General features: G+C 39.4%; 21 protein-coding genes. 10 read left to right on the top strand and 11 right to left on the bottom strand.

What is annotated here, in order from left to right; genetic code table 11:
* Window position 1: 1 nt before the first annotated feature.
* Complete coding sequence (locus tag PH4a_RS07255) at window positions 2-964, bottom strand: polysaccharide deacetylase family protein (protein WP_129038887.1); 963 nt, start codon at window positions 962-964, stop codon at window positions 2-4.
* A 159-nt stretch (window positions 965-1,123) separates the two neighbouring features.
* Here PH4a_RS07255 and rfaQ point away from each other — a divergent pair, with 159 nt between their 5' ends.
* The 6 genes from rfaQ to coaD all read left to right on the top strand — a co-directional run bounded on the left by rfaQ (window position 1,124) and on the right by coaD (window position 7,038).
* Window positions 1,124-2,194: a putative lipopolysaccharide heptosyltransferase III gene (gene rfaQ / locus PH4a_RS07250; protein WP_129038885.1), complete on the top strand. Its 1,071-nt coding sequence runs from the start codon at window positions 1,124-1,126 to the stop codon at window positions 2,192-2,194.
* The gene (locus tag PH4a_RS07245) at window positions 2,191-3,324 is read left to right on the top strand and encodes a glycosyltransferase family 4 protein (RefSeq protein ID WP_129038883.1); all 1,134 of its coding nucleotides are present in this window, start codon (window positions 2,191-2,193) and stop codon (window positions 3,322-3,324) included. The genes rfaQ and PH4a_RS07245 overlap by 4 nt, the downstream gene beginning before the upstream one ends.
* On the top strand, window positions 3,321-4,424 hold the full coding sequence (locus PH4a_RS07240; protein WP_129038881.1) for a glycosyltransferase: 1,104 nt from the start codon (window positions 3,321-3,323) through the stop codon (window positions 4,422-4,424). Before PH4a_RS07245 ends, PH4a_RS07240 begins: the two co-directional genes overlap by 4 nt.
* Before the next feature lie 82 nt (window positions 4,425-4,506).
* Window positions 4,507-5,784, top strand: a complete 1,278-nt coding sequence (gene waaA, locus PH4a_RS07235) for a lipid IV(A) 3-deoxy-D-manno-octulosonic acid transferase (protein ID WP_129038879.1) — start codon at window positions 4,507-4,509, stop codon at window positions 5,782-5,784.
* The gene (locus PH4a_RS07230; RefSeq protein WP_129038877.1) at window positions 5,784-6,563 is read left to right on the top strand and encodes a glycosyltransferase family 2 protein; all 780 of its coding nucleotides are present in this window, start codon (window positions 5,784-5,786) and stop codon (window positions 6,561-6,563) included. The genes waaA and PH4a_RS07230 overlap by 1 nt, the downstream gene beginning before the upstream one ends.
* Complete coding sequence (coaD, locus tag PH4a_RS07225) at window positions 6,553-7,038, top strand: pantetheine-phosphate adenylyltransferase (RefSeq protein WP_129038874.1); 486 nt, start codon at window positions 6,553-6,555, stop codon at window positions 7,036-7,038. The genes PH4a_RS07230 and coaD overlap by 11 nt, the downstream gene beginning before the upstream one ends.
* On the opposite strand, the gene mutM is transcribed toward coaD, so the two are convergent.
* Window positions 7,035-7,859 carry a bifunctional DNA-formamidopyrimidine glycosylase/DNA-(apurinic or apyrimidinic site) lyase gene (gene mutM / locus PH4a_RS07220; RefSeq protein WP_064718421.1) on the bottom strand — a complete coding sequence of 275 codons (825 nt, stop codon included), beginning with the start codon at window positions 7,857-7,859 and terminating at the stop codon, window positions 7,035-7,037. The genes coaD and mutM overlap by 4 nt on opposite strands.
* Before the next feature lie 99 nt (window positions 7,860-7,958).
* On the opposite strand from mutM, the gene rfaL reads away from it, so the two are divergent.
* The gene (gene rfaL, locus PH4a_RS07215; protein ID WP_129041843.1) at window positions 7,959-9,215 is read left to right on the top strand and encodes an O-antigen ligase RfaL; all 1,257 of its coding nucleotides are present in this window, start codon (window positions 7,959-7,961) and stop codon (window positions 9,213-9,215) included.
* A 2-nt stretch (window positions 9,216-9,217) separates the two neighbouring features.
* Here rfaL and PH4a_RS07210 read toward each other — a convergent pair whose 3' ends face one another.
* The 7 genes from PH4a_RS07210 to radC all read right to left on the bottom strand — a co-directional run bounded on the left by PH4a_RS07210 (window position 9,218) and on the right by radC (window position 15,269).
* Window positions 9,218-10,387 (bottom strand): glycosyltransferase, encoded by a 1,170-nt coding sequence (locus PH4a_RS07210; protein ID WP_129041841.1) that lies wholly within the window; start codon window positions 10,385-10,387, stop codon window positions 9,218-9,220.
* On the bottom strand, window positions 10,387-11,490 hold the full coding sequence (locus PH4a_RS07205) for a glycosyltransferase family 4 protein (protein ID WP_129038872.1): 1,104 nt from the start codon (window positions 11,488-11,490) through the stop codon (window positions 10,387-10,389). The genes PH4a_RS07210 and PH4a_RS07205 overlap by 1 nt, the downstream gene beginning before the upstream one ends.
* A 3-nt stretch (window positions 11,491-11,493) precedes the next feature.
* A complete protein-coding gene (locus PH4a_RS07200) occupies window positions 11,494-12,495 on the bottom strand; it encodes a glycosyltransferase family 9 protein (RefSeq protein ID WP_129038869.1) in 1,002 nt (333 codons plus the stop codon).
* Window positions 12,496-12,656: 161 nt separating this feature from the next.
* Window positions 12,657-13,784, bottom strand: coding sequence for a glycosyltransferase family 4 protein (locus tag PH4a_RS07195; RefSeq protein ID WP_129038867.1), 1,128 nt, complete (start codon window positions 13,782-13,784; stop codon window positions 12,657-12,659).
* 148 nt (window positions 13,785-13,932) lie between these two features.
* The gene (gene rpmG / locus PH4a_RS07190; protein ID WP_064718416.1) at window positions 13,933-14,100 is read right to left on the bottom strand and encodes a 50S ribosomal protein L33; all 168 of its coding nucleotides are present in this window, start codon (window positions 14,098-14,100) and stop codon (window positions 13,933-13,935) included.
* 11 nt (window positions 14,101-14,111) lie between these two features.
* On the bottom strand, window positions 14,112-14,348 hold the full coding sequence (rpmB, locus tag PH4a_RS07185) for a 50S ribosomal protein L28 (RefSeq protein ID WP_036914542.1): 237 nt from the start codon (window positions 14,346-14,348) through the stop codon (window positions 14,112-14,114).
* A 249-nt stretch (window positions 14,349-14,597) separates the two neighbouring features.
* On the bottom strand, window positions 14,598-15,269 hold the full coding sequence (radC, locus tag PH4a_RS07175) for a RadC family protein (RefSeq protein WP_064718415.1): 672 nt from the start codon (window positions 15,267-15,269) through the stop codon (window positions 14,598-14,600).
* A 263-nt stretch (window positions 15,270-15,532) separates the two neighbouring features.
* Here radC and coaBC point away from each other — a divergent pair, with 263 nt between their 5' ends.
* The 3 genes from coaBC (at window position 15,533) to slmA (ending at window position 17,901) form a co-directional block, all read left to right on the top strand.
* Entirely contained in the window at window positions 15,533-16,744 is a 1,212-nt protein-coding gene (gene coaBC / locus PH4a_RS07170; protein ID WP_129038865.1) for a bifunctional phosphopantothenoylcysteine decarboxylase/phosphopantothenate--cysteine ligase CoaBC, read from the top strand.
* The gene (dut, locus tag PH4a_RS07165) at window positions 16,728-17,186 is read left to right on the top strand and encodes a dUTP diphosphatase (protein ID WP_064718413.1); all 459 of its coding nucleotides are present in this window, start codon (window positions 16,728-16,730) and stop codon (window positions 17,184-17,186) included. The genes coaBC and dut overlap by 17 nt, the downstream gene beginning before the upstream one ends.
* Window positions 17,187-17,298: 112 nt before the next feature.
* The gene (slmA, locus tag PH4a_RS07160) at window positions 17,299-17,901 is read left to right on the top strand and encodes a nucleoid occlusion factor SlmA (protein WP_129038863.1); all 603 of its coding nucleotides are present in this window, start codon (window positions 17,299-17,301) and stop codon (window positions 17,899-17,901) included.
* Window positions 17,902-18,215: 314 nt separating this feature from the next.
* Here the strand turns inward: slmA and pyrE are convergent, their stop codons facing one another.
* Both pyrE and rph read right to left on the bottom strand, forming a co-directional pair.
* Window positions 18,216-18,863 carry an orotate phosphoribosyltransferase gene (pyrE, locus tag PH4a_RS07155; protein ID WP_129038861.1) on the bottom strand — a complete coding sequence of 216 codons (648 nt, stop codon included), beginning with the start codon at window positions 18,861-18,863 and terminating at the stop codon, window positions 18,216-18,218.
* An 81-nt stretch (window positions 18,864-18,944) separates the two neighbouring features.
* A complete protein-coding gene (rph, locus tag PH4a_RS07150) occupies window positions 18,945-19,661 on the bottom strand; it encodes a ribonuclease PH (RefSeq protein ID WP_064718410.1) in 717 nt (238 codons plus the stop codon).
* Window positions 19,662-19,786: the final 125 nt, after the last annotated feature.

Here is a 19,786-nt window from a genome sequence, read left to right as displayed (position 1 = left end):
TTTATTTTGCCTGTACTTTACTTTGATAATATTCTGCTAATGTCATTCCTTGTACCTTGTCGTTCAAGAAACTAAATAATACTTCCAAATCAGCATATAGCCCTTCAATATCTTTTTCTGTTCTAAATGTTGGACTACCACCCGGCATAAACTCAGATGAATGCAGCATGAATTCGATATGATCATGACCTTGTGCTAATGATTTTTTAGCCACTTCAATCATTTGTTGTGCATTTCCACCTTTAGGGCGCAGCCAATTTACAGAAGGTGCGCGCTGCTTACCTCTACATTTATCATAGCTTTGCTTAATTTTATTCATCAATGGAGAGTGCTTATATTGAATGCTCATTGGTACTTCAAGCAAAGATGAGTCTCCCTCTTTACTAATATTTTGCAAATCAATGAAATAGGCATGACTTGGGAAATGAGTATAATTTGTACCACCAGCTTGTGCTGGATCTCCCTTCGTGAAACGCCAGTCAACTTTTGGTGTCACAGAACAATCTACTTGGTAGCCAAACTCAACTAATAGACGAGCGTAAATTTCATTAAATGCCCATCGACCAGAACGGTGGCTTAACATCTTAGTTTGGAGTTTATCTTCCAACAAATTCGTCATCAGCGCGATTTTTTCTCGCATCTGATTTTCTGGATATTCAATCAAATAAGGCTGATAACGTAAATCATCTGCGGTTAAAGCAACTAAAGGAGGGCTATTCCATGCATGTAAATGCATACCAATTTCGCCAGTATTACGAGTAATCACATCTTTGGCAAATTCGATATAAGCGTTATCCATTACCATTTCATAATTTGTCAGCCACACAGGTTTAAAATTAAAGCGCTCACAGAGTTGCTGAAATCGGGGTAAAAAATGCGTATTTTTTGTGGTGATTTCGCTATCATTTTCCCAAAGATTATCGCCTTCGGTATCTAATGTGATAATAAATGCTGGTTTTTTCATGCATACCCCGCCAATTAATGGATAATAGGCTGATCTAATTATACTTGGGCACTATGGTACGCAGTAGAAAACATCAATTCAATCAATATAAATCGGGTTTAGTAGATGCATTTCGCCGATTTGTTTACAATAAGACATCTTACTGAAGCTAAAGTAATTATGAATAAACCAAATCAATCATTTAACAAAATACTTGTTATCAAGCTCCAACATCATGGGGATATGTTGCTGACAACGCCTGTCATTCAGTCATTAAAATCTGCATATCCCAATGCAACGATTGATGTTTTATTGTATAAAGAAACACAGCCTATACTTCAAGATAATCCATTAATAAATAATATTTTTTATCTTGATAGAAACTGGAAACATCAAGGAAAATTCACTCGAATTAAAAAAGAGTGGCAACTGGGACGTTCTCTACAAAAACAGCACTATGATTTGGTGGTTGACCTTGCTGATCAATGGAAAGCAGCCATTTTTGCCTACCTGACTAAGGCCCCAATGCGTTTAGGATTTGAGTTTGAAAAGCGCAAAGAGAGTAAGTTTTGGGCGAAATGCCATAATGTAATCATACCAACGACAAATCATGAACACTTACATACTGTAGAACAAAATCTCAGTATCTTAACGCCACTTAATATTTCTATCGATTCTACTGTTACAATGGCCTATGGCGACGCAGATAAGCAATGGGTTGAAGAATTAATAGCAAAACAAAATATAAATAATGGCTATATTGTTATTCAACCAACTTCTCGTTGGTTCTTTAAGTGTTGGGATGAAGATAAAATGGCAGCATTAATCTCTCAACTACAACAAAATTCTTATTCTGTTGTTTTAACTTCAGGGCCCGAAGAAAAGGAACTGAAAATGATCGAGAATATTTTGGCTCAATGCCCGAATAAAGAGAAAATTACCGTATTAGCAGGTAAAACCTCTTTACCCCAGTTAGCCGCGCTTATTGATCATGCTAAGCTCTTTATCGGTGTTGATTCTGTTGCTATGCATATGGCTGCCGCACTAAAGACACCACTGATTGCACTTTTTGGGCCATCGAAGCTAGAACATTGGCGTCCCTGGCAATCCACAGGTGAAACAATATGGGCAGGAGATTATGCAGAAATCCCACACCCAGACCATATTAAAACAGATACGCAACAGCGCTATCTTTCTGCAATCCCTGTCGATGCCGTTTTTCACGCAGCTAAAAGGTATTTAACTCAATGAGCCATCCATTACGATTAGCGATAGTTAGACAAAAATATCGACCTGATGGCGGTGCTGAGCGTTTTATTGCCCGTGCATTAGATGCGCTATCAACGGATGAACTTGAATTAAATGTTATTACTCGTGAATGGCAAGGTCATGTAGATCCTGATTGGCATATCCATTTATGCAATCCTAAAAAATATGGACGGATCAGCCGAGAGTCAGGTTTTGCCAAAGCAGCAAGAGCCTGTTGGCAAGAAAACCAATTTGATATTGTACAAAGCCATGAGCGTATTGCGGGGTGTGATATTTTTAGAGCGGGTGATGGTGTTCATCGCCGCTGGTTATTACAACGCCAAAGAATATTACCACGCTGGAAAGGCCATTGGCTATTTTATGACAGATACCACCGTTATGTCATGAATGCAGAAAAGCAGATGTATGCAGACCCCGCATTAAAACAAGTGATCTGTAATTCACATATGGTTAAGCAAGAAATTATTGAGGACTTCGGACTTTCTGCCGATAAAATATCTGTCATTTATAATGCAATTGATCATAATGCTTTTATTCCTGCAACCGATGCACAAAAAGCAGCATTAAAAACACAGTATGATATCCCGCAAGGATCACCTTGTTTTATCTATGTCGGTTCTGGTTTTGAGCGAAAAGGATTAGCAGCCGCTATTTCGGCAATCGCGAGCACATCCGCTATATTATTAGTGGTAGGGGCTGATAAAAACCAAAAGAAATATGAAGATCTCGCCAATCAATTAGGTTGTCGTCAGCGAGTTTTCTTTTTAGGAATGCAAAAAGAGACGCTGTCTCTTTATCAAATGGCAGATGCTTTATTACTTCCCACACTTTATGATCCTTTCCCTAACGTTATTCTTGAGGCATTATCGTGTGGTTTACCGGTTATCACATCAACCCGTTGTGGTGGTGCCGAATTTATTGAAAATGGCAAAAATGGCTTTGTTTGCGATGCGTTAGACATTTCAGCATTAACCGATGCAATTATAATAATTTCTAAAAAAACAACTTGGTATGAAATGTCGGCAGCAGCAAGAGAAACGATCCTCCCTTATACGCCGCAGCATTTGTCGGATGAGCTTATTTCACTTTATAAACGGATATTGGCCTTGTGAATCAACAGCATATACTTTTTATTATTGATGGATTACCCGGTGGGGGCGCTGAAAACGTCACGTTACGTCTTGCCGATGGTTTTCATCAAGCTGGGTATCAAGTCACACTATTATCATTACATGAAAAGTTAGCTTATCAATTGCCTGATTTTATTGATTATATTGTTGATCATGATAATTATCGGGGTATTTTTAGAAAGTTAACTGAAATATCGCGTAGAGCGAAGTCTCTTGATAATGTGTTAACACAATTATTTGCAAAAAAAGGGCGTCCTGCGCTCGTATTATCTAATTTACATAAAACTGACCGTATTGTTTCGCGCTCAAAACAACTTGCAACATGCAATGTCTGGTACTGTATTCACGGCATTTATTCTCAATCTTACCTTGGTAATAAATCAGGTTTTTCATATTGGCTGAAAAAAACTAAAATCCAGCAAGTGTATAAAGATAAAAACCTCGTTTGTGTCTCTAATGCGGTAAAAGAAGATTTAATTAATCAAATTGGTATTCAAGCGCAGCAATTAAAAACGATTTATAACCCTTTTAATATCGAAGAAATTCAACAAAAAGCGAAGCAGCCTAACGCGTTTAATCAGCAAGATTATATTTTGCATGTAGGTCGTTTACATGAAGTTAAAAGACAAGACCGATTAATCAACGCTTTTGCTAAAGCTAATTTACCTTGCCAACTTATTCTATTAGGCGAAGGAACACCGGCGATTAAACAACAATTAGAGCAGCAACTTAAACAGCTAAATCTGACTGAAAAAGTGATATTGGCAGGCTTTATCTCTAACCCATTACCTGCTATTCAAGGTGCAAAAATGGTTGCATTAAGTTCAGATAGTGAAGGGCTGCCAACCGTACTTATTGAGTCTCTTATTTGTGGTACTCCCATTGTTAGTACACGTTGTCCGGGTGGTGTCAGTGAGATTATGACCGATGAGCTAACCAACTACCTTTCTGAGATGAACGCTGACTCACTCGCAGAGAAACTTCGTCTTGCTTATTATTCACCGCCTCAGATATTGCCATCATCCTATGCAAAATTTGAGCTGAACCATATTTTAAAGCAGTATATCGCTTTAATTCCTTAATACGAGCCTAGTTGTTTTTACACACTTTCCTCTGCACAGTGTGATACTATAGGCCTTCGTCCAGATAAGTGAATTTGATAGCATGTTGTTGCGTTTATATCAGGTACTTCTTTACCTTATTCAACCTCTGATTTGGTTGCGTCTTTTGTTACGTAGCCGAAAAGCACCAGCCTACCGCAAACGGTGGGCAGAACGCTATGGCTTTTGCAAAGGCAAAGTCGCGGCGCATGGTATATTATTACATTCAGTTTCCGTCGGTGAAACACTCGCTGCGGTGCCACTGGTTCGTGCGTTACGTCATCATTACCCTGACTTACCTATTACTGTCACCACCATGACACCAACAGGTTCAGAGCGTGTGCGTTCTGCTTTTGGTGATGACGTTTACCATGTCTACCTTCCCTATGACTTACCGGGTTCAGTTAATCGTTTTCTTCGTACTGTTGATCCTAAACTGGTCATCATTATGGAAACTGAACTTTGGCCAAACCTTATTTCTCAACTTCATCAGCGCAAAATACCTTTGATTATCGCTAATGCGCGTTTATCTGAGCGTTCCGCTGCGGGCTACCAAAAATTAGGTAGTTTCGTCAAAAATATGCTGAGAAAAATTACGTTAATTGCAGCGCAAAATCAGGAAGATGGTGAACGTTTTATTGAGTTAGGCTTAAAACGCTCTCATTTACATGTTACTGGTAGCCTAAAGTTTGATATTTCAGTAACACCGGAATTAGCGGCAAGAGCTGTTGCTTTACGTCGCCAGTGGGCTGCTCATCGTCCTGTGTGGATAGCAACCAGCACACACGAAGGTGAAGAAACCATTATTTTAGAAACTCACAAAAAGCTACTGTCCCAATTTCCTCAGCTACTCCTTATTTTAGTACCACGCCACCCTGAACGTTTTCCGAAAGCAGAACAACTAACACGAGATGCTGGACTAAAATATACGCTACGCAGTGCTGATACGATCCCTGATGCACAAACTCAAGTTGTGATTGGCAATACAATGGGTGAATTAATGCTGTTATATGGCATTGCCGATTTAGCCTTTGTAGGGGGAAGTTTAGTTGAGCGCGGTGGACATAATCCGCTAGAAGCTGCGGCACATGCAATTCCTGTATTAATGGGCCCTTATACTTTTAATTTTAAAAATATTTGTGCCAAGCTTGATCAAGCAGAAGGCCTTATTACTGTGACTGATAGCGAATCAATGGCAACCGCTATCGCCTCACTGTTAAACGATGAAGACTATCGCCGTTATTATGGTCGCCATGCCGTAGAAGTACTTCATGAAAATCAGGGTGCATTATTACGCCTACTGACGCTACTTTCTCCTTATCTTCCTCCTCGGAGCCATTGATGAGCCAAAGCAAACGCCTTTCAGTTGTGATGATCAGTAAAAATGCGGCTGATATCATTGGTGAATGCCTAGACTCAGTACAATGGGCTGATGAAATTGTTGTGTTAGATTCAGGTAGCCAAGATGCGACTTGTCGCATTGCGACAGAGAAAGGTGCGAAAGTCTTTGTAAATAATGAATGGCCTGGATTTGGTAAACAGCGTCAATTAGCTCAGCAATATGCAACCGGTGATTATATTTTTATGATTGATACGGATGAGCGTATAACACCTGAACTAAAAGTCAGTATTGAGGCGGCTTTACAACAAACGCCTGATCACTGTGTTTATAATTGTGCTCGCCGTAATTTGTTTATGGGGCGTTTTATGAAATACAGTGGTTGGTATCCCGATAAAGTTACCCGTTTATATGCACGCGAACATTATCAATATAACGATAATTTAGTTCATGAATCATTAGAAACTAAAGATGCTACCGTTAAAACCTTACAAGGTGATCTACTCCACCTTACTTGTCGCGATTTAATGGAATTCCAGCAAAAACAGCTAAAATATGCCGCAGCTTGGGCACAAGAACGCGCTCAAAAAGGTAAAACAACTCGTTATAGCTCAATATTTACGCATACCTTAGGTGCTTTTTTTAAAACATGGTTGCTGCGTATGGGATTTTTAGATGGAAAACAAGGTTTAGTATTGGCATTTGTTAATGCGCAGTATACCTTTAATAAATATGCCTCTTTATGGGAACTTAGCCGGAAAAAACCTCAAAATGAAAAATAAAGCTATCTACCCAGGAACATTTGACCCTATTACTTATGGTCATTTGGATATTCTGACCCGCGCCGCAGGTATGTTTGATTCTGTTTTATTAGCTATTGCCTCAAGTGCGCGCAAAAATCCAATGTTTACGCTGGAAGAGCGCGTCGCATTAGCACAAGAAGTGACTAGCCACTTACCCAACGTTGAAATTATTGGTTTTAGCGAGCTTATGGCAAATTTTGCTCGAGCACAGCAAGCCACTATTCTTATTCGAGGTGTTCGCAGCGTTTCAGATTTTGAATATGAATGGCAACTTGCCAATATGAATCGCCACTTTGCTCCCGACCTTGAGAGTGTGTTTTTACTGCCCTCTCAAAATCTTTCATTTGTTTCGTCTTCTTTAATTAAAGATGTTGCACTACATGATGGCGATGTATCCCCTTTTTTACCTGATGTCGTAACAACAGCAATGCTGAAAAAGTTAGGTAAAATTTAAGCATCATCTTCACCGTGTTGGCAGTGGCGACAAAAAAACGTACTGCGCTGCCCTTGTTTAATACTTTCAATCGTTTTACCACAAATAAGGCAAGGTTTATCTTTTCGCCCATACACAAACAATTCTTGAGCGAAATAGCCTGGTTTGCCATCAGATTGTAGAAAATCCTTTAATGTCGTACCACCTTGTTCGATAGAGCGTGTTAACACACGTTTAATTGCTGTAACTAAAACGACAGATTCTTCTTGAGTTAAACTACTCGACTTTCTGTCTGGCATAATACCTGAAGCAAATAGCGCTTCATTGGCGTAAATATTGCCTACACCCACAACAACTTTGTTATCCATTAACCACTGCTTTACTGCTGTTTTTTTATTACGTGATTGCTGATACAGATAATCTGCATTAAATTCGTCAGAAAGCGGCTCAGGCCCTAAATGAGCTAACACTGAACTGGTAGCCAGATCTTCACACCATAACCATGCACCAAAACGTCGAGGATCGGTATAACGCAGCACTTTTCCGTCGCGAAAAATTAAATCCACATGGTCATGTTTTTCTTCGGGCTGTTCTTCTAATAAAATTCTTACACTGCCAGACATACCTAAATGAATAATAATCCAACCTTTATTGAGTTCAATTAATAGGTACTTGGCTCGACGCTTAACACTGAGAATAGGCTCATCAAGTAATGTTTTGATTTTTTCAGATACAGGCCAACGCAGTTTACTGTTACGCACCACCGCATAATGCAATACATTACCAACCAAATGAGGCTCAATACCTCGGCGACTGGTTTCAACTTCAGGTAATTCAGGCACAGGTCACTCCATATTGTCAGTAGAGAAATACAGCGATAACATCATTTTTATTGTATGATCGCAACCCAATATAGGAACTCAGGAAGACGGCAGATTATGATGATGTGGTTTAAAGACTATAATAAAAAATCCCTTTGGAATTTATCCATTATTGGGCTTTATATTATATTGATCTACTTACCCGATATCACTCGCTATAAAAATATAGTGATGGGTTTAATTGGTGCCACTGCATTGTGGTATTTAGTGCGTGACTTTCGTGCTATCTGCCGAGTATTTAAAAATAATCTATCACTCTCTTTGCTATTTTTATTGCTGGCGATAGGTTGGTCAATAGCAATTTCCGTTGAGCCCACTATCAGCATAAAAGAGATTAATAAGCCTATTTTAAATGGATTATTGTTATTTGCAGTGACCTTTCCTATCGTACTGTATAAAGAAAAGCCCGTTGATATTGCAAAAATGGTGATGATTGCTTTTGCTATTGGATTGTTAGTTATTATGGCAAAAGAGCTGGTGCAGTATTATTTGGAATATCAAAAAGGGATTTGGCCTTTTACGGTAAAAAGCCAATTGGATCATAGAGAAATTTCCTATGGGTTATTATTTTTTTTTCCTATTATTCTTAGTTGTTGGGCATTAAAAAAGCACCATAACTTAATCAACTGGTTTTTATTAGCATCGTCTGGGATTTTGTTTTTATTCTTAATGTTAGGAACATTAGCCAGAGGCGCATGGGTTGCATTAGCATTAAGCACAATTCTTATTCTGATTATTAACCGCCAATGGCTGCTAATGATTGTCGGTATCGTGATTTGCTCTCTTTTATTTATTGGTGCAACTCAGATGCCAGCCAACCAATTCTTCAATAAAAAACTTCAATACAAATTAACCCAAACCAATAGCGGACTGCGTTTTGATAATGGCACCCAAGGCTCTGCATTTGACCTTATTTTAGAGAGTCCCTTCAAAGGCTATGGTTACGGTAATCAGCTTTATCATAAAGTTTATAATGAACGTGTTAAAGACCATAAAAACTGGGTATTTAAAAAGTCTATTGGCCCTCATAATAGCTTTTTAGCATTCTGGTTTGCTGGTGGAATATTGGGATTATTGAGTATTCTCTATTTTTGCTCCTCAGTTATCGTGCAAGGCATTCAATTAATGAGAAAAAACCAAGGTGTTATTCGCCAAGCGGCGTTGGTTTTATTGATGTCATTTTTAGGTATGTACGTCTTACGGGGATTATTTGAGAATGCCTATATTAATCAAGTAGGCATTTTAGTGGGATTAATGCTTGCACTGCGTTATTCATTACTAAATAACGCATCATCGAATGAAAAGCAGCAGAGCTAATATTAGTTAATTAATTTTTCAATTGTTTTTAATATCGTCTCAGCCCGTTTATCCCAGTTATAGTAGTTTTCAACTAAAGAACGGGCATGAGCTACTTTTTCAGCGGCTCGCTGTGGGTTTTCTCTTAACTGTACAATTTGCTTAGCAAAGCTTTGGGCATCGCCACTATCAGCAAAACTGACAGCTTTTTCATCTACCACATCACGAATTGAAGGAAAATCTGATATCACCACCGGCTTTTTCATAGCCATATACTCAAATAGTTTCAAGGGTGATGTATAGCGACTACCAATACTGGTTAATGTCAGTGGCAATACACAAATATCATGTTGGGCTATCGCTAAAAAACGCTTTTTAGGATCGATAAAACCCAGAAAGTTAACTTTATCTTTTACATCCATTTCTCGGGCTAATAACGTTAACCCAGCAATTTGCTCAGAAGTTCCACCCGCAATATTAAGCCTTGCATTATCAAGGTATTTCATCGCTCGCATCATGGTAGGAATACCTTTCCATTTATGCAAACTACCTAAGTAAAGCACTTCTGTTTGCTTATTTGCTGTTAATTTAGCCTCATGCGAACAATCTGCAACAGCGTGTAAATCAACACCGTCGGCTACAACAGTAATCGGTGTTGTGACTTGATATTGCGATAAAATATCATCTCTTAGTAGTGATGTGAGAACAAAAATACCTGTTGCTTGGCTATAAACCTGTTTCTCCATCTTCAATAATTTATGATATTTAATGCGATTTTTTTTCTTCTCAAATGAATGTGATTCAGCAAAAGATTGTGCAAAAATTTCATGACTTTCAAAAAAGAGGGGAATATCAGCGTGATTTTCAGACAAATAACAGGCGAGCTTTAAATTGCGCGTAAATAGCGCATCAACTGGATTTTGTTTTAACCAGCGCGCAATTTGCAATGAGAATAGTTTTTGTGAATTAAATGGGAAATACCATTTTCGCCTGATATCTCTTAATGAGACTAAACTTGCATTAGCGTGGATCGAACGTCCTAAAATATCACTATCTCGATATTGCCCTTTGGGTGTTACCAGCGTCATTTGGGCACCTGCACGAGCAAAAGCATCAACATTTTGCAAAATCTGCAATGAAGCCACACGTAAATCGGGCACAGGATAAGGGTCGAGGTAGGCTATTTTCATAATTACAAAGTCAATGCTCGTAAAAGGCGTTGCGCTGAATGTTGCCAAGTATAACGAGATTCAATACGTAAACGTGCATTTTCTCCCATTTCCTTTCCTCTATCGGGTAGTCCACGAAGATGATTAATTGCTGTAACAATAGATTGTGCATCACCAGGGGTCACTAGCAAACCCGCGGTTCCTTCATTGCCGACAACTTCTGGAATGCCACCAATATGACTGGCAATGACGGGCTTTCCACAAGCCATAGCTTCAGCGATAGTAATACCAAACGCCTCATCACCCACACTTGGAAAAATACCTGCATCACAAGTTGCATAGAATGCAGGAAGCTCACCATGCTCAACAGGCTCATGAAAGATAACCTGTTCTGATACTCCTTTTGTGAAGGCTTTTTTCTTTAATCGCTCAAGATCCTCGCCAGCACCCACTATCAGAAGTTTTACATCATCGTTCTTCAAAAGGCTTATAGCATCTATCGCAACACTTAACCCTTTCCAGCCAACCAGCCGCCCAGCAAATGCTAATAAAAAAGTATTATCACTGATATTTAATTGCTGACGTAAAGATGTTGTCATTGGCTTAAACTTTTCAAGATCAACACCATTGTAAATTACTTGAGGAAACTGCTTAAAATGGTGCTGTATCTGCCACGCATTAAAATGACTACAAGCCACCCAAGCTGAAATATTTTTACCTAAGCGACGGTCACCTTTAAAGAAACTGGTTCCACCACTCATATAACAAAATCGTGTAGAAGATGATTTAGGCATTAATGATGGCCAGAAAAAATCAAACGGTTTGGTTAAAATAACCCAATCAAACTTCTGATTAATAACATCTTTTTTAGCATGCCGGGCAAAGGTATAGCGTTCAACAATTCGCCGAAAGCGTCCGCCTAAATCAATCACTTTATCTCTGGGTGTATAAGGATAAGTGTGGATCTGTATTTGGCGTCCAGCTAAATTTTGTCGAATATCACCATTTCCACCATAAAGATGAACTTCATGCCCTGCATCATGCAATTGCTTTGCCAGTTCCCATACTGCTGTTTGGATCCCGCCATAAGACATTGTGATTGTGACATCAATTAATCCGATCTTCATGAGTTACTGTTTCACCTTCATTCCATTTAATATATCACTAACAGCGTTCCAAACATTTTCTACCGAAATATCTGACATAGTATCTTCTCGACTAGCCATTGCTAGCGGTGTTGGATGCTGGATAATACGACAGCACGAATGCTGTAAAGGCGCTAAGTAACACCCCGGATGATAACTATGATATAGCGCTACCATCGGAATATCTAAAGCACCCGCCAAATGCGTGGGTCCTGTATCGACCCCAACATATAACGATAAATTCGACATTATCGCAGCATTTTGACGCATAGTTACACATCCTGCTATTGCTAAGCTGCGTTCTGAACCTATTTTTTTAGTGAGATCTATTGCCAGCTGTTTACTCTCTTCCCCTCCTAATAACAAAAAGTGTACCTGTTCGTCATCAGAAATAATCTGTTTTGCTAGTTGGAGAAAATTGTCTACTGGCCAATCTCGATAAGCTTTAGCTGGAAAGCTTTGTAACTGGAAGCCAATAATCTTTTTATTAATTAATGAATTAGATATTAAAAATTGTTGAGCAAATAGCTGTTCTTCATCACTGACGGTATAACGCAATTGCCAACAACTCGGATAAATCTCTAATGGATTAATTAATAAGGCACGTTCTTTTTGTGCCACCATAGGTGCTGTTGGGCGAGCTACCCATGTTATATCAGCTTGTTTTCGTGCAGCTTCTGCAAATGCAAAAGTATGGCGTGATTGCCTGCGTGCATAACTGACTAATTCACTATCATTACCATAAATAAAAGCCAAATCATAAGGTTTACTGGGTAACCAACCAGACCAACGCGCTTTATTTTTAGAAAATACCCTAATACTATATATGTCTGGATTACTCTCAAGAATACATGCGCTACGTTTGTGTGCCAGCACGTGAATTCGGGCATTAGGCCATTTTTGCTTTAATGCATGAATAGTCGGTGTTATTAATAACGTATCACCGAAACGAGCAATTGCGATAATCAATATATTATCTGGATTCATACACTTTTTATTTGGTTTAAATGATACATTTACTTCTCAGACTATACACTAAAAAGCATTACAAATATTCATCAATACTATGAATATACCTATGACTTATCAGAACTATAACTTTTCACCAATGCCTTTGGATCCTTTTATAGTACTCACGCATATATCCATCATACTAATTTAGCTTTTGAATTGATTGCTTGAATAAATATATTTTCCATTTTATTCAACATATTATCTAAACCAAACTGAGCTGTAGCATGTTCAAGTGAGGCTTGCCCCATTTGCTGGCGTAATTCATCTGATGCCATTAACTTAGCAAGGTAATTGGTCAATGTTTCCTGCACTTGAGGCGCTAAAGTAAAGCCTGTTTTTCCATCAATAACAGCTTCACTAATTGCACCAACCGTTGTCGAAACTACCGGTAAACCACATGCCATAGCTTGCATAATTCCCTGCGGCACACCTTCATTACCAAAAGAAGGCAATGCGAAAAGATCCATCGCATTAAGGCAGTCTGGCACATCATCACGATTACCTAAGAAAAAAATACTGTGCTCTAATCCTGCAGCTTTCACCATTGGCTCTAAATTTTTACGTTGAGGTCCATCACCAACAAAAATTAATTGCCAATCAGGAAATTGTTGATGTAACGTTTTCCATGCCTCAACTAAGTATTTATGTCCTTTCCAAGTCCGCATCGTTGCCACAATACCTAGCGTAGGTTTATTGGGGAGACCAATTTTTTCTCTCACTAATTGTTTCTCTTGTGGGCAAAAACGCTGCAAATCAATACCTGTTGGTACCGATGTCATTTTATCTAATGGAAAGCGGTTATGTTGATGCAAGGTTTGACGTAACTTTTCACCGGTGGTGGCAATATGTGCGCTAGATGAAAGATAGAGCCAACGAGTAGGTAATGAACGCGAAACATCGGTGGATACATGGCGGGTACGAACAATAACGGGCGGGTTACGCAATGTGGCACAAGCGACAGCAACTAACCAAGCATCTGTAGAACTATGTGTATTAATCACATCAAACTGCTGGTGATGCTGTTTTAGCCATTGGCGAATCGCTTTAAGCGCGGACCAGCGTTTTTTCTCTATCGGTAGGGTAATAACATGAATACCATATTCAGAGGCAACTTTGGCAATTTTAGAGCTAGGGCAACAAATCAAAGAGACACGATGGCCTCTGCCGATCATCCCTTGAGACTCCGTCAGTATGCGAATTTCCTGCCCCCCCCATCCACAAGAAGACTCTGTATGTAATATTGATAACACAGGCTTATCCATCTACAACCCATTTACCGAATGACTCCAAAAGAGAGCCAGTATAACGAAAGTGAATGATAAGTTCATAATAGCTTTACCTAGTTATACTTATCAGACGCCAGATAACAAAAAACCCGACACTAGGTCGGGTTTTTTAAGAAGACCAAAATTATTTAATTTTAGCTTCTTTATAAATCACATGCTGGCGAACAACTGGATCGAATTTTTTCATTTCCAGTTTTTCTGGCATAGTGCGTTTGTTCTTCGTAGTGGTATAGAAGTGACCTGTACCAGCAGAAGAAACGAGTTTAATTTTCTCGCGAATACCTTTAGCCATTTTTCAGCTCCTTAGAACTTCTCACCGCGGGCACGTAAATCTGCTAACACAGATTCGATGCCTTTCTTATCAATAACACGCATACCTTTAGCAGATACACGCAGTGTTACGAAACGTTTCTCAGACTCAACCCAGAAACGGTGAGAGTGCAGGTTTGGCAGAAAACGGCGTTTAGTCGCGTTTAATGCGTGAGAGCGGTTATTACCACTCACAGGACGCTTGCCGGTAACTTGGCAGACTCGGGACATGTCTATTCTCCAAAAATCTAATCAGCTCGAGCTTTAGTATCAGGTTTGGCCGCCTCGTCAGGCTTTGGAGCCCATCTCAGCAACTTTTTAACGAACGAAAAACTATGTAATCACCTCAGGAAAAACTTGCTGAGATAGGCTCTTCTCGCCAAACCCAAGATCCTCAAAGGTGGCGTAGTATACGCCCAATGGCGCCAACGCTCAAGACCCGTACAAATAAAGATTGACAAAAATTACAAAAAAGATCTGTTATAACCAACCCCGTTCAGCAAAAGAAACGCAGTTATCATGCCCAATAACAAGGTGATCGAGCACATTTACACCGACTAACTGACAAGCAGCAAATATTTTTTCAGTAATTTGTTTATCTGCGAGGCTCGGTTCAGAAATACCAGAAGGATGATTATGAGCCAGAATAATAGAAGATGCATTTCTTTTGATCGATTGTCGAACAATTTCTCTAGGATGCACTTCAACACGGTTAATTGTGCCCTTAAACATTTCATCAAAACCAATCATTTGATTTTGATTATCAAGAAAAAGTACAACAAAGACCTCTCTTTCACGCCAGTTCAGTAATTTATGTAAATAATATTTAGTCTCTTCTGAAGACGACAACACATTTTTATACATAAATTGCGCGGTCGAAAAGCGCTGCGCCATCTCGTTAATGGCTTGTAACTGGCTAAATTTCCCCATACCGACACCTTTAAAACGACCTAATGTTTCATAATCGGCATTAATAACATGGTATAAAGAGCCGCACTCTTTAAGTAGAAAATCCGCAAGCTCTAATACTGATTTTTCATATGTGCCTGTACGTAAAAATATGGCAAGTAATTCAGTATCAGTCAGTGACTCGGCACCATAAAGAGCCAGTTTCTCTCTGGGTAAAAGAGTACTAATAGGTAGGTTTTCCATCCTTGGTTCTCCTTAATAGGATATTACTGAAGCCATAATTGCGTAAAACACATCATAAAATGTTTATCATAAAACAACTGTTGTTTTATACAGTTAAATTACTATAAACTGCTCAGGTTGTATAAAAAAGCCACTTTTAAACATTATGAGAGATAAGCCGCAAGAATTGGTTTTATAGAACATCGCATTACATAGAGTTCCTAATTTATCTGTTCCTTGTGGTAAAATTACGAATATTTATTTATGTACTTAGGCATTTAATCATGACTACACTTCACGAAAAAAAGATTATTCTTGGGATCAGTGGCGGTATCGCAGCCTATAAAGCTCCAGAACTTGTGCGCCGCTTGCGTGATAAAGGCGCTATTGTACGTGTCGTCATGACACCCGCTGCTCATGCCTTTGTTACACCATTATCTTTGCAAGCCGTTTCTGGTTTTCCGGTTGCTGATAATTTACTTGATCCCGCAGCTGAAGCCGCAATGGGCCATATCGAACTCGGCAAATGGGCAGATCTTATTTTACTTGCGCCAGCCACTGCTGATTTAATTGCTCGTTTGCGTGTTGGTATGGCAAATGATTTGTTAACCACGCTCTGTTTAGCAAGCGCTGCGCCTATTGCAATAGCGCCAGCGATGAACCAGAAAATGTATAGAGCTCAGATAACACAAGAAAATTTATCTGCTTTAACGCAAAGAGGTTGCTTAATTTGGGGCCCAGATTCTGGTAGCCAAGCCTGTGGTGATATAGGGCCCGGTAGAATGCTGGATCCACTTGATTTAGTTGCTTTAGCAGAAAAACAATTAATCTCTCAGCCTCACGATTTTATGGGCAAAAAAATAACAATTACAGCAGGGCCAACTCGTGAAGCACTTGATCCTGTAAGATTTATTAGTAATCACAGTTCAGGGAAAATGGGTTTCGCTATCGCACAAGCCGCAGCACTTCGGGGGGCTGATGTCACACTGATTGCCGGTCCTGTCACATTATCGACACCCGCTTGTGTTAAACGTATCGATGTAGAAAGTGCTCAAGAGATGTATGATCACGTTATGAATTTAGCGCCTTCACAAGATATTTTTATTGGTTGTGCTGCTGTTGCAGATTACCGAGCTAAACTGATTGCTAGCGAAAAAATAAAAAAACAAGGTGATGAAGTGACTATCACCATGATAAAAAATCCCGATATTGTAGCAAGTGTCGGAAAAATGACCGAATCTCGCCCTTTTGTTGTTGGATTTGCAGCGGAAACCCAGAATGTGGAAGAATACGCTCGCAGAAAAAGGGAACAAAAGCAGCTTGATTTAATCTGTGCCAATGATGTTTCTCTTGAAAATCATGGTTTTAATAGTGACAGTAATGCATTACACCTTATTTGGGCTGATGGAGAAACACGTTTACCACATAGTAGTAAAATACAACTTAGCCATCGCCTACTTGACGAGATAGCCAAACATTATGATGAAAAAAATTGACGTTAAAATCCTTGATGCACGTATTGGTCAAGAATATCCACTACCCGCTTATGCAACAACAGGCTCTGCTGGTTTAGACTTACGTGCTTGCCTTGATGAGCCACTTATTTTGGCTCCAGGACAAACTGAGTTGCTTCCTACAGGCCTTGCTGTGCATATCGCAGATGAAGGATTAGCGGCGATGGTACTTCCTCGTTCAGGACTTGGACATAAACACGGTGTAGTACTTGGAAATTTAGTAGGATTAATCGATTCTGATTACCAAGGCCAACTTATGGTATCGGTATGGAATCGCGGCCAACAGCCTTTTACTATTGAGCCGGGTGAACGTATTGCTCAAATGATTATCGTACCCGTTGTCCAAGCTGAATTTAATATTGTTGAAGATTTTACTGCAACGGAACGTGGTAGTGGTGGCTTTGGCCACTCTGGTCGCCAATAATTACAGCGATCCACATTAATTAAATCAATGACGATATCACTCCCTTTGCACTGATAACCTTAGTGCAAAGGTTTACTGATTTGTTTTGCTTTTAGCAGGGGCCTTATCAGTCATGGCAGAAGAAAAAGAAATAAAAAAGAAAAGAAATAGACGGGATGAAATATTACAGTCGCTGGCGCAAATGTTGGAATCAAGTGATGGTAGCCAACGTATAACAACAGCAAAGTTAGCTGCAACAGTTGGTGTCTCTGAAGCAGCACTTTATCGACATTTCCCAAGTAAAACCAAAATGTTTGATAGCCTAATTGAGTTTATCGAAGACAGCTTGGTATCTCGTATTAATTTGATTTTAAAGGATGAGAAAGAGGCTATCGCAAGAATTCGCCTTATTCTTATTCTGATCTTGGGTTTCGCTGAGAAAAATCCCGGCTTATCCCGTATTCTAACAGGTCATGCTTTGATGTTTGAGCAAGACCGATTACAAAGTCGAATTAATCAGTTATATGAACGTATTGAAGTCCAGCTTCGACAAGTCATTAAAGAGCGCAAAATTCGTGAAGGAAATGCATTCTTACATGATGAAACGCTATTGGCATCACAGCTGCTCGCATTTTGTGAAGGTATGTTAGCGCGCTTTGTTCGCACTGAGTTTCGTTATCAACCAACACAAGAATTTGAAGCGCGCTGGCCATTAATTCTGGCACAATTACAATGAAATGATAGGCTTGTGATTTAACTCAAAAATTGAAAACGACAGATATGCCGTTTTTTTCTTATTTGTGTTAACATGCGTCACTGGGCACAGAAGTCCCTAAAATATTTATCAGGAATGGCACGAATGCGATTCCTCTCTTGTGACTAAGGCAAACGCCTAGTCCCTGCTATAAAAAGTCCTTTTTATATTTCAATGTCTGTGATATTTCTCACAGAGATTTCATTGTACTACTCACCCCGCCCATTATTGGGCGAGGGCTTTTTTTTACCTGTTTTTAATTGACCAAATTACTTATCTATTTGTTTTTACTTTATTTATGCATTTACGCCATAACGTTCACGATAAGCTTTAACTGCAGGTAAGTGCTCAGATAAGGTTTTGCTTTCACTTAAGTAACTGATTAAATCATCCAATGTAATGATGGAATAAACCTGACACTGATAATCGCGCCTTAATTCTTGAATTGCTGAAAGTTCTGCACGCCCTTTTTCTTGTCTATCAAGGCTTAATAGTACGGCTGATAATGTAGCATCATGTTGTTTAATAATTTCCATTGACTCACGGATCGCTGTACCTGCGGTAATAACATCATCAACAATAACAACATTACCTTTTAAAGGACTTCCTACTAACGTTCCTCCTTCACCATGATCTTTTGCTTCTTTGCGATTAAAGCAGTAAGGAATGTCGATATCATGATGTTCAACCAATGCAACAGCGGTGGTAGTTGCAATAGGTATGCCTTTATAAGCAGGCCCAAATAACACATCACAATACACATTATTATCTAATAATGTTTGTGCATAAAATTGCCCCAGCAAAGCCAAATCACGGCCGGTATTAAATAAACCTGCATTAAAAAAGTAAGGGCTAATGCGCCCAGATTTCAGCGTAAACTCACCAAATTTCAATACATTTTTTGCTAATGCTAGTTCGATAAAGCGGCGTTGGTAGGCTTTCATTTATTTCTCCTCTCTACGTTACTTGATGACAAATTTTAGGCATAAAAAAGGCGACTTCTCAGTCGCCCTATTAAATAAAAATTATTGCTTAAGCGCCTCTTTTTGCGCTTCAAATATCCTCTCTATTCCCCCTTTTGCCAGGGAGAGTAAAGAAAGTAATTCTTCGTGACTAAAGGGTTCAGCTTCTGCCGTTCCCTGCACTTCAATCATGCGACCATCATCGATCATCACAACATTCATATCTGTATCAGCGGCAGAATCTTCAACATATTCAAGATCACATAATGGTTCGCCATCAACAATGCCGACCGAAACGGCAGCAACCATCGATTTTAGTGGGCTTTTCTTTAATTTGCCTTCTGCGACCATCTTATTTAAAGCATCCACTAATGCGACACAAGCACCAGAAATGGAAGCTGTACGTGTACCGCCATCGGCTTGAATAACATCACAGTCAACTGTAATGGTAAATTCACCCAGTGCTTTTAAATCTACCGCAGCACGTAGTGAGCGAGCAATTAAACGTTGGATTTCCATAGTACGACCCGTTTGCTTACCACGAGCCGCTTCGCGTGCATTACGACTATTAGTTGCACGAGGAAGCATGCCATACTCAGCCGTTATCCAACCTTGCCCTTGTCCTTTTAGAAAACGTGGTACACCTTCTTCCACTGTTGCATTACATAAGACTTTAGTATCACCAAATTCAACTAATACAGAACCCTCGGCATGTTTTGTGTAATGGCGAGTAATAGTAATAGGACGTACTTGGTTTGCTTGTCTGTCTGCTGGACGCATGGTGTTCTCTCCGCTTTCTCTGACATATTGGGGGCGCATTATACGACCTAAAAAGGCTTATGCCTATCCTGTATTGATGCCTAGGGTTATAATCCTATCATCTTTTACTATATTGAGACCCAATT

The sequence above is a fragment of the Proteus hauseri genome (assembly GCF_004116975.1).
In the GTDB taxonomy this organism is placed as follows: domain Bacteria; phylum Pseudomonadota; class Gammaproteobacteria; order Enterobacterales; family Enterobacteriaceae; genus Proteus; species Proteus hauseri.
This window is presented reverse-complemented; position numbering and strand designations above follow the sequence as displayed.

Bases quoted from the DNA above. Each gene is read 5' to 3' on its own strand.
- PH4a_RS07255 (WP_129038887.1), bottom strand. From the start codon at position 964: ATGAAAAAACCAGCATTTATTATCACATTAGATACCGAAGGCGATAAT.
- rfaQ (WP_129038885.1), top strand. From the start codon at position 1,124: ATGAATAAACCAAATCAATCATTTAACAAAATACTTGTTATCAAGCTC.
- PH4a_RS07245 (WP_129038883.1), top strand. From the start codon at position 2,191: ATGAGCCATCCATTACGATTAGCGATAGTTAGACAAAAATATCGACCT.
- waaA (WP_129038879.1), top strand. From the start codon at position 4,507: ATGTTGTTGCGTTTATATCAGGTACTTCTTTACCTTATTCAACCTCTG.
- PH4a_RS07230 (WP_129038877.1), top strand. From the start codon at position 5,784: ATGAGCCAAAGCAAACGCCTTTCAGTTGTGATGATCAGTAAAAATGCG.
- coaD (WP_129038874.1), top strand. From the start codon at position 6,553: ATGAAAAATAAAGCTATCTACCCAGGAACATTTGACCCTATTACTTAT.
- rfaL (WP_129041843.1), top strand. From the start codon at position 7,959: ATGATGTGGTTTAAAGACTATAATAAAAAATCCCTTTGGAATTTATCC.
- PH4a_RS07205 (WP_129038872.1), bottom strand. From the start codon at position 11,490: ATGAAGATCGGATTAATTGATGTCACAATCACAATGTCTTATGGCGGG.
- PH4a_RS07200 (WP_129038869.1), bottom strand. From the start codon at position 12,495: ATGAATCCAGATAATATATTGATTATCGCAATTGCTCGTTTCGGTGAT.
- PH4a_RS07195 (WP_129038867.1), bottom strand. From the start codon at position 13,784: ATGGATAAGCCTGTGTTATCAATATTACATACAGAGTCTTCTTGTGGA.
- rpmG (WP_064718416.1), bottom strand. From the start codon at position 14,100: ATGGCTAAAGGTATTCGCGAGAAAATTAAACTCGTTTCTTCTGCTGGT.
- rpmB (WP_036914542.1), bottom strand. From the start codon at position 14,348: ATGTCCCGAGTCTGCCAAGTTACCGGCAAGCGTCCTGTGAGTGGTAAT.
- radC (WP_064718415.1), bottom strand. From the start codon at position 15,269: ATGGAAAACCTACCTATTAGTACTCTTTTACCCAGAGAGAAACTGGCT.
- coaBC (WP_129038865.1), top strand. From the start codon at position 15,533: ATGACTACACTTCACGAAAAAAAGATTATTCTTGGGATCAGTGGCGGT.
- dut (WP_064718413.1), top strand. From the start codon at position 16,728: ATGATGAAAAAAATTGACGTTAAAATCCTTGATGCACGTATTGGTCAA.
- slmA (WP_129038863.1), top strand. From the start codon at position 17,299: ATGGCAGAAGAAAAAGAAATAAAAAAGAAAAGAAATAGACGGGATGAA.
- pyrE (WP_129038861.1), bottom strand. From the start codon at position 18,863: ATGAAAGCCTACCAACGCCGCTTTATCGAACTAGCATTAGCAAAAAAT.
- rph (WP_064718410.1), bottom strand. From the start codon at position 19,661: ATGCGTCCAGCAGACAGACAAGCAAACCAAGTACGTCCTATTACTATT.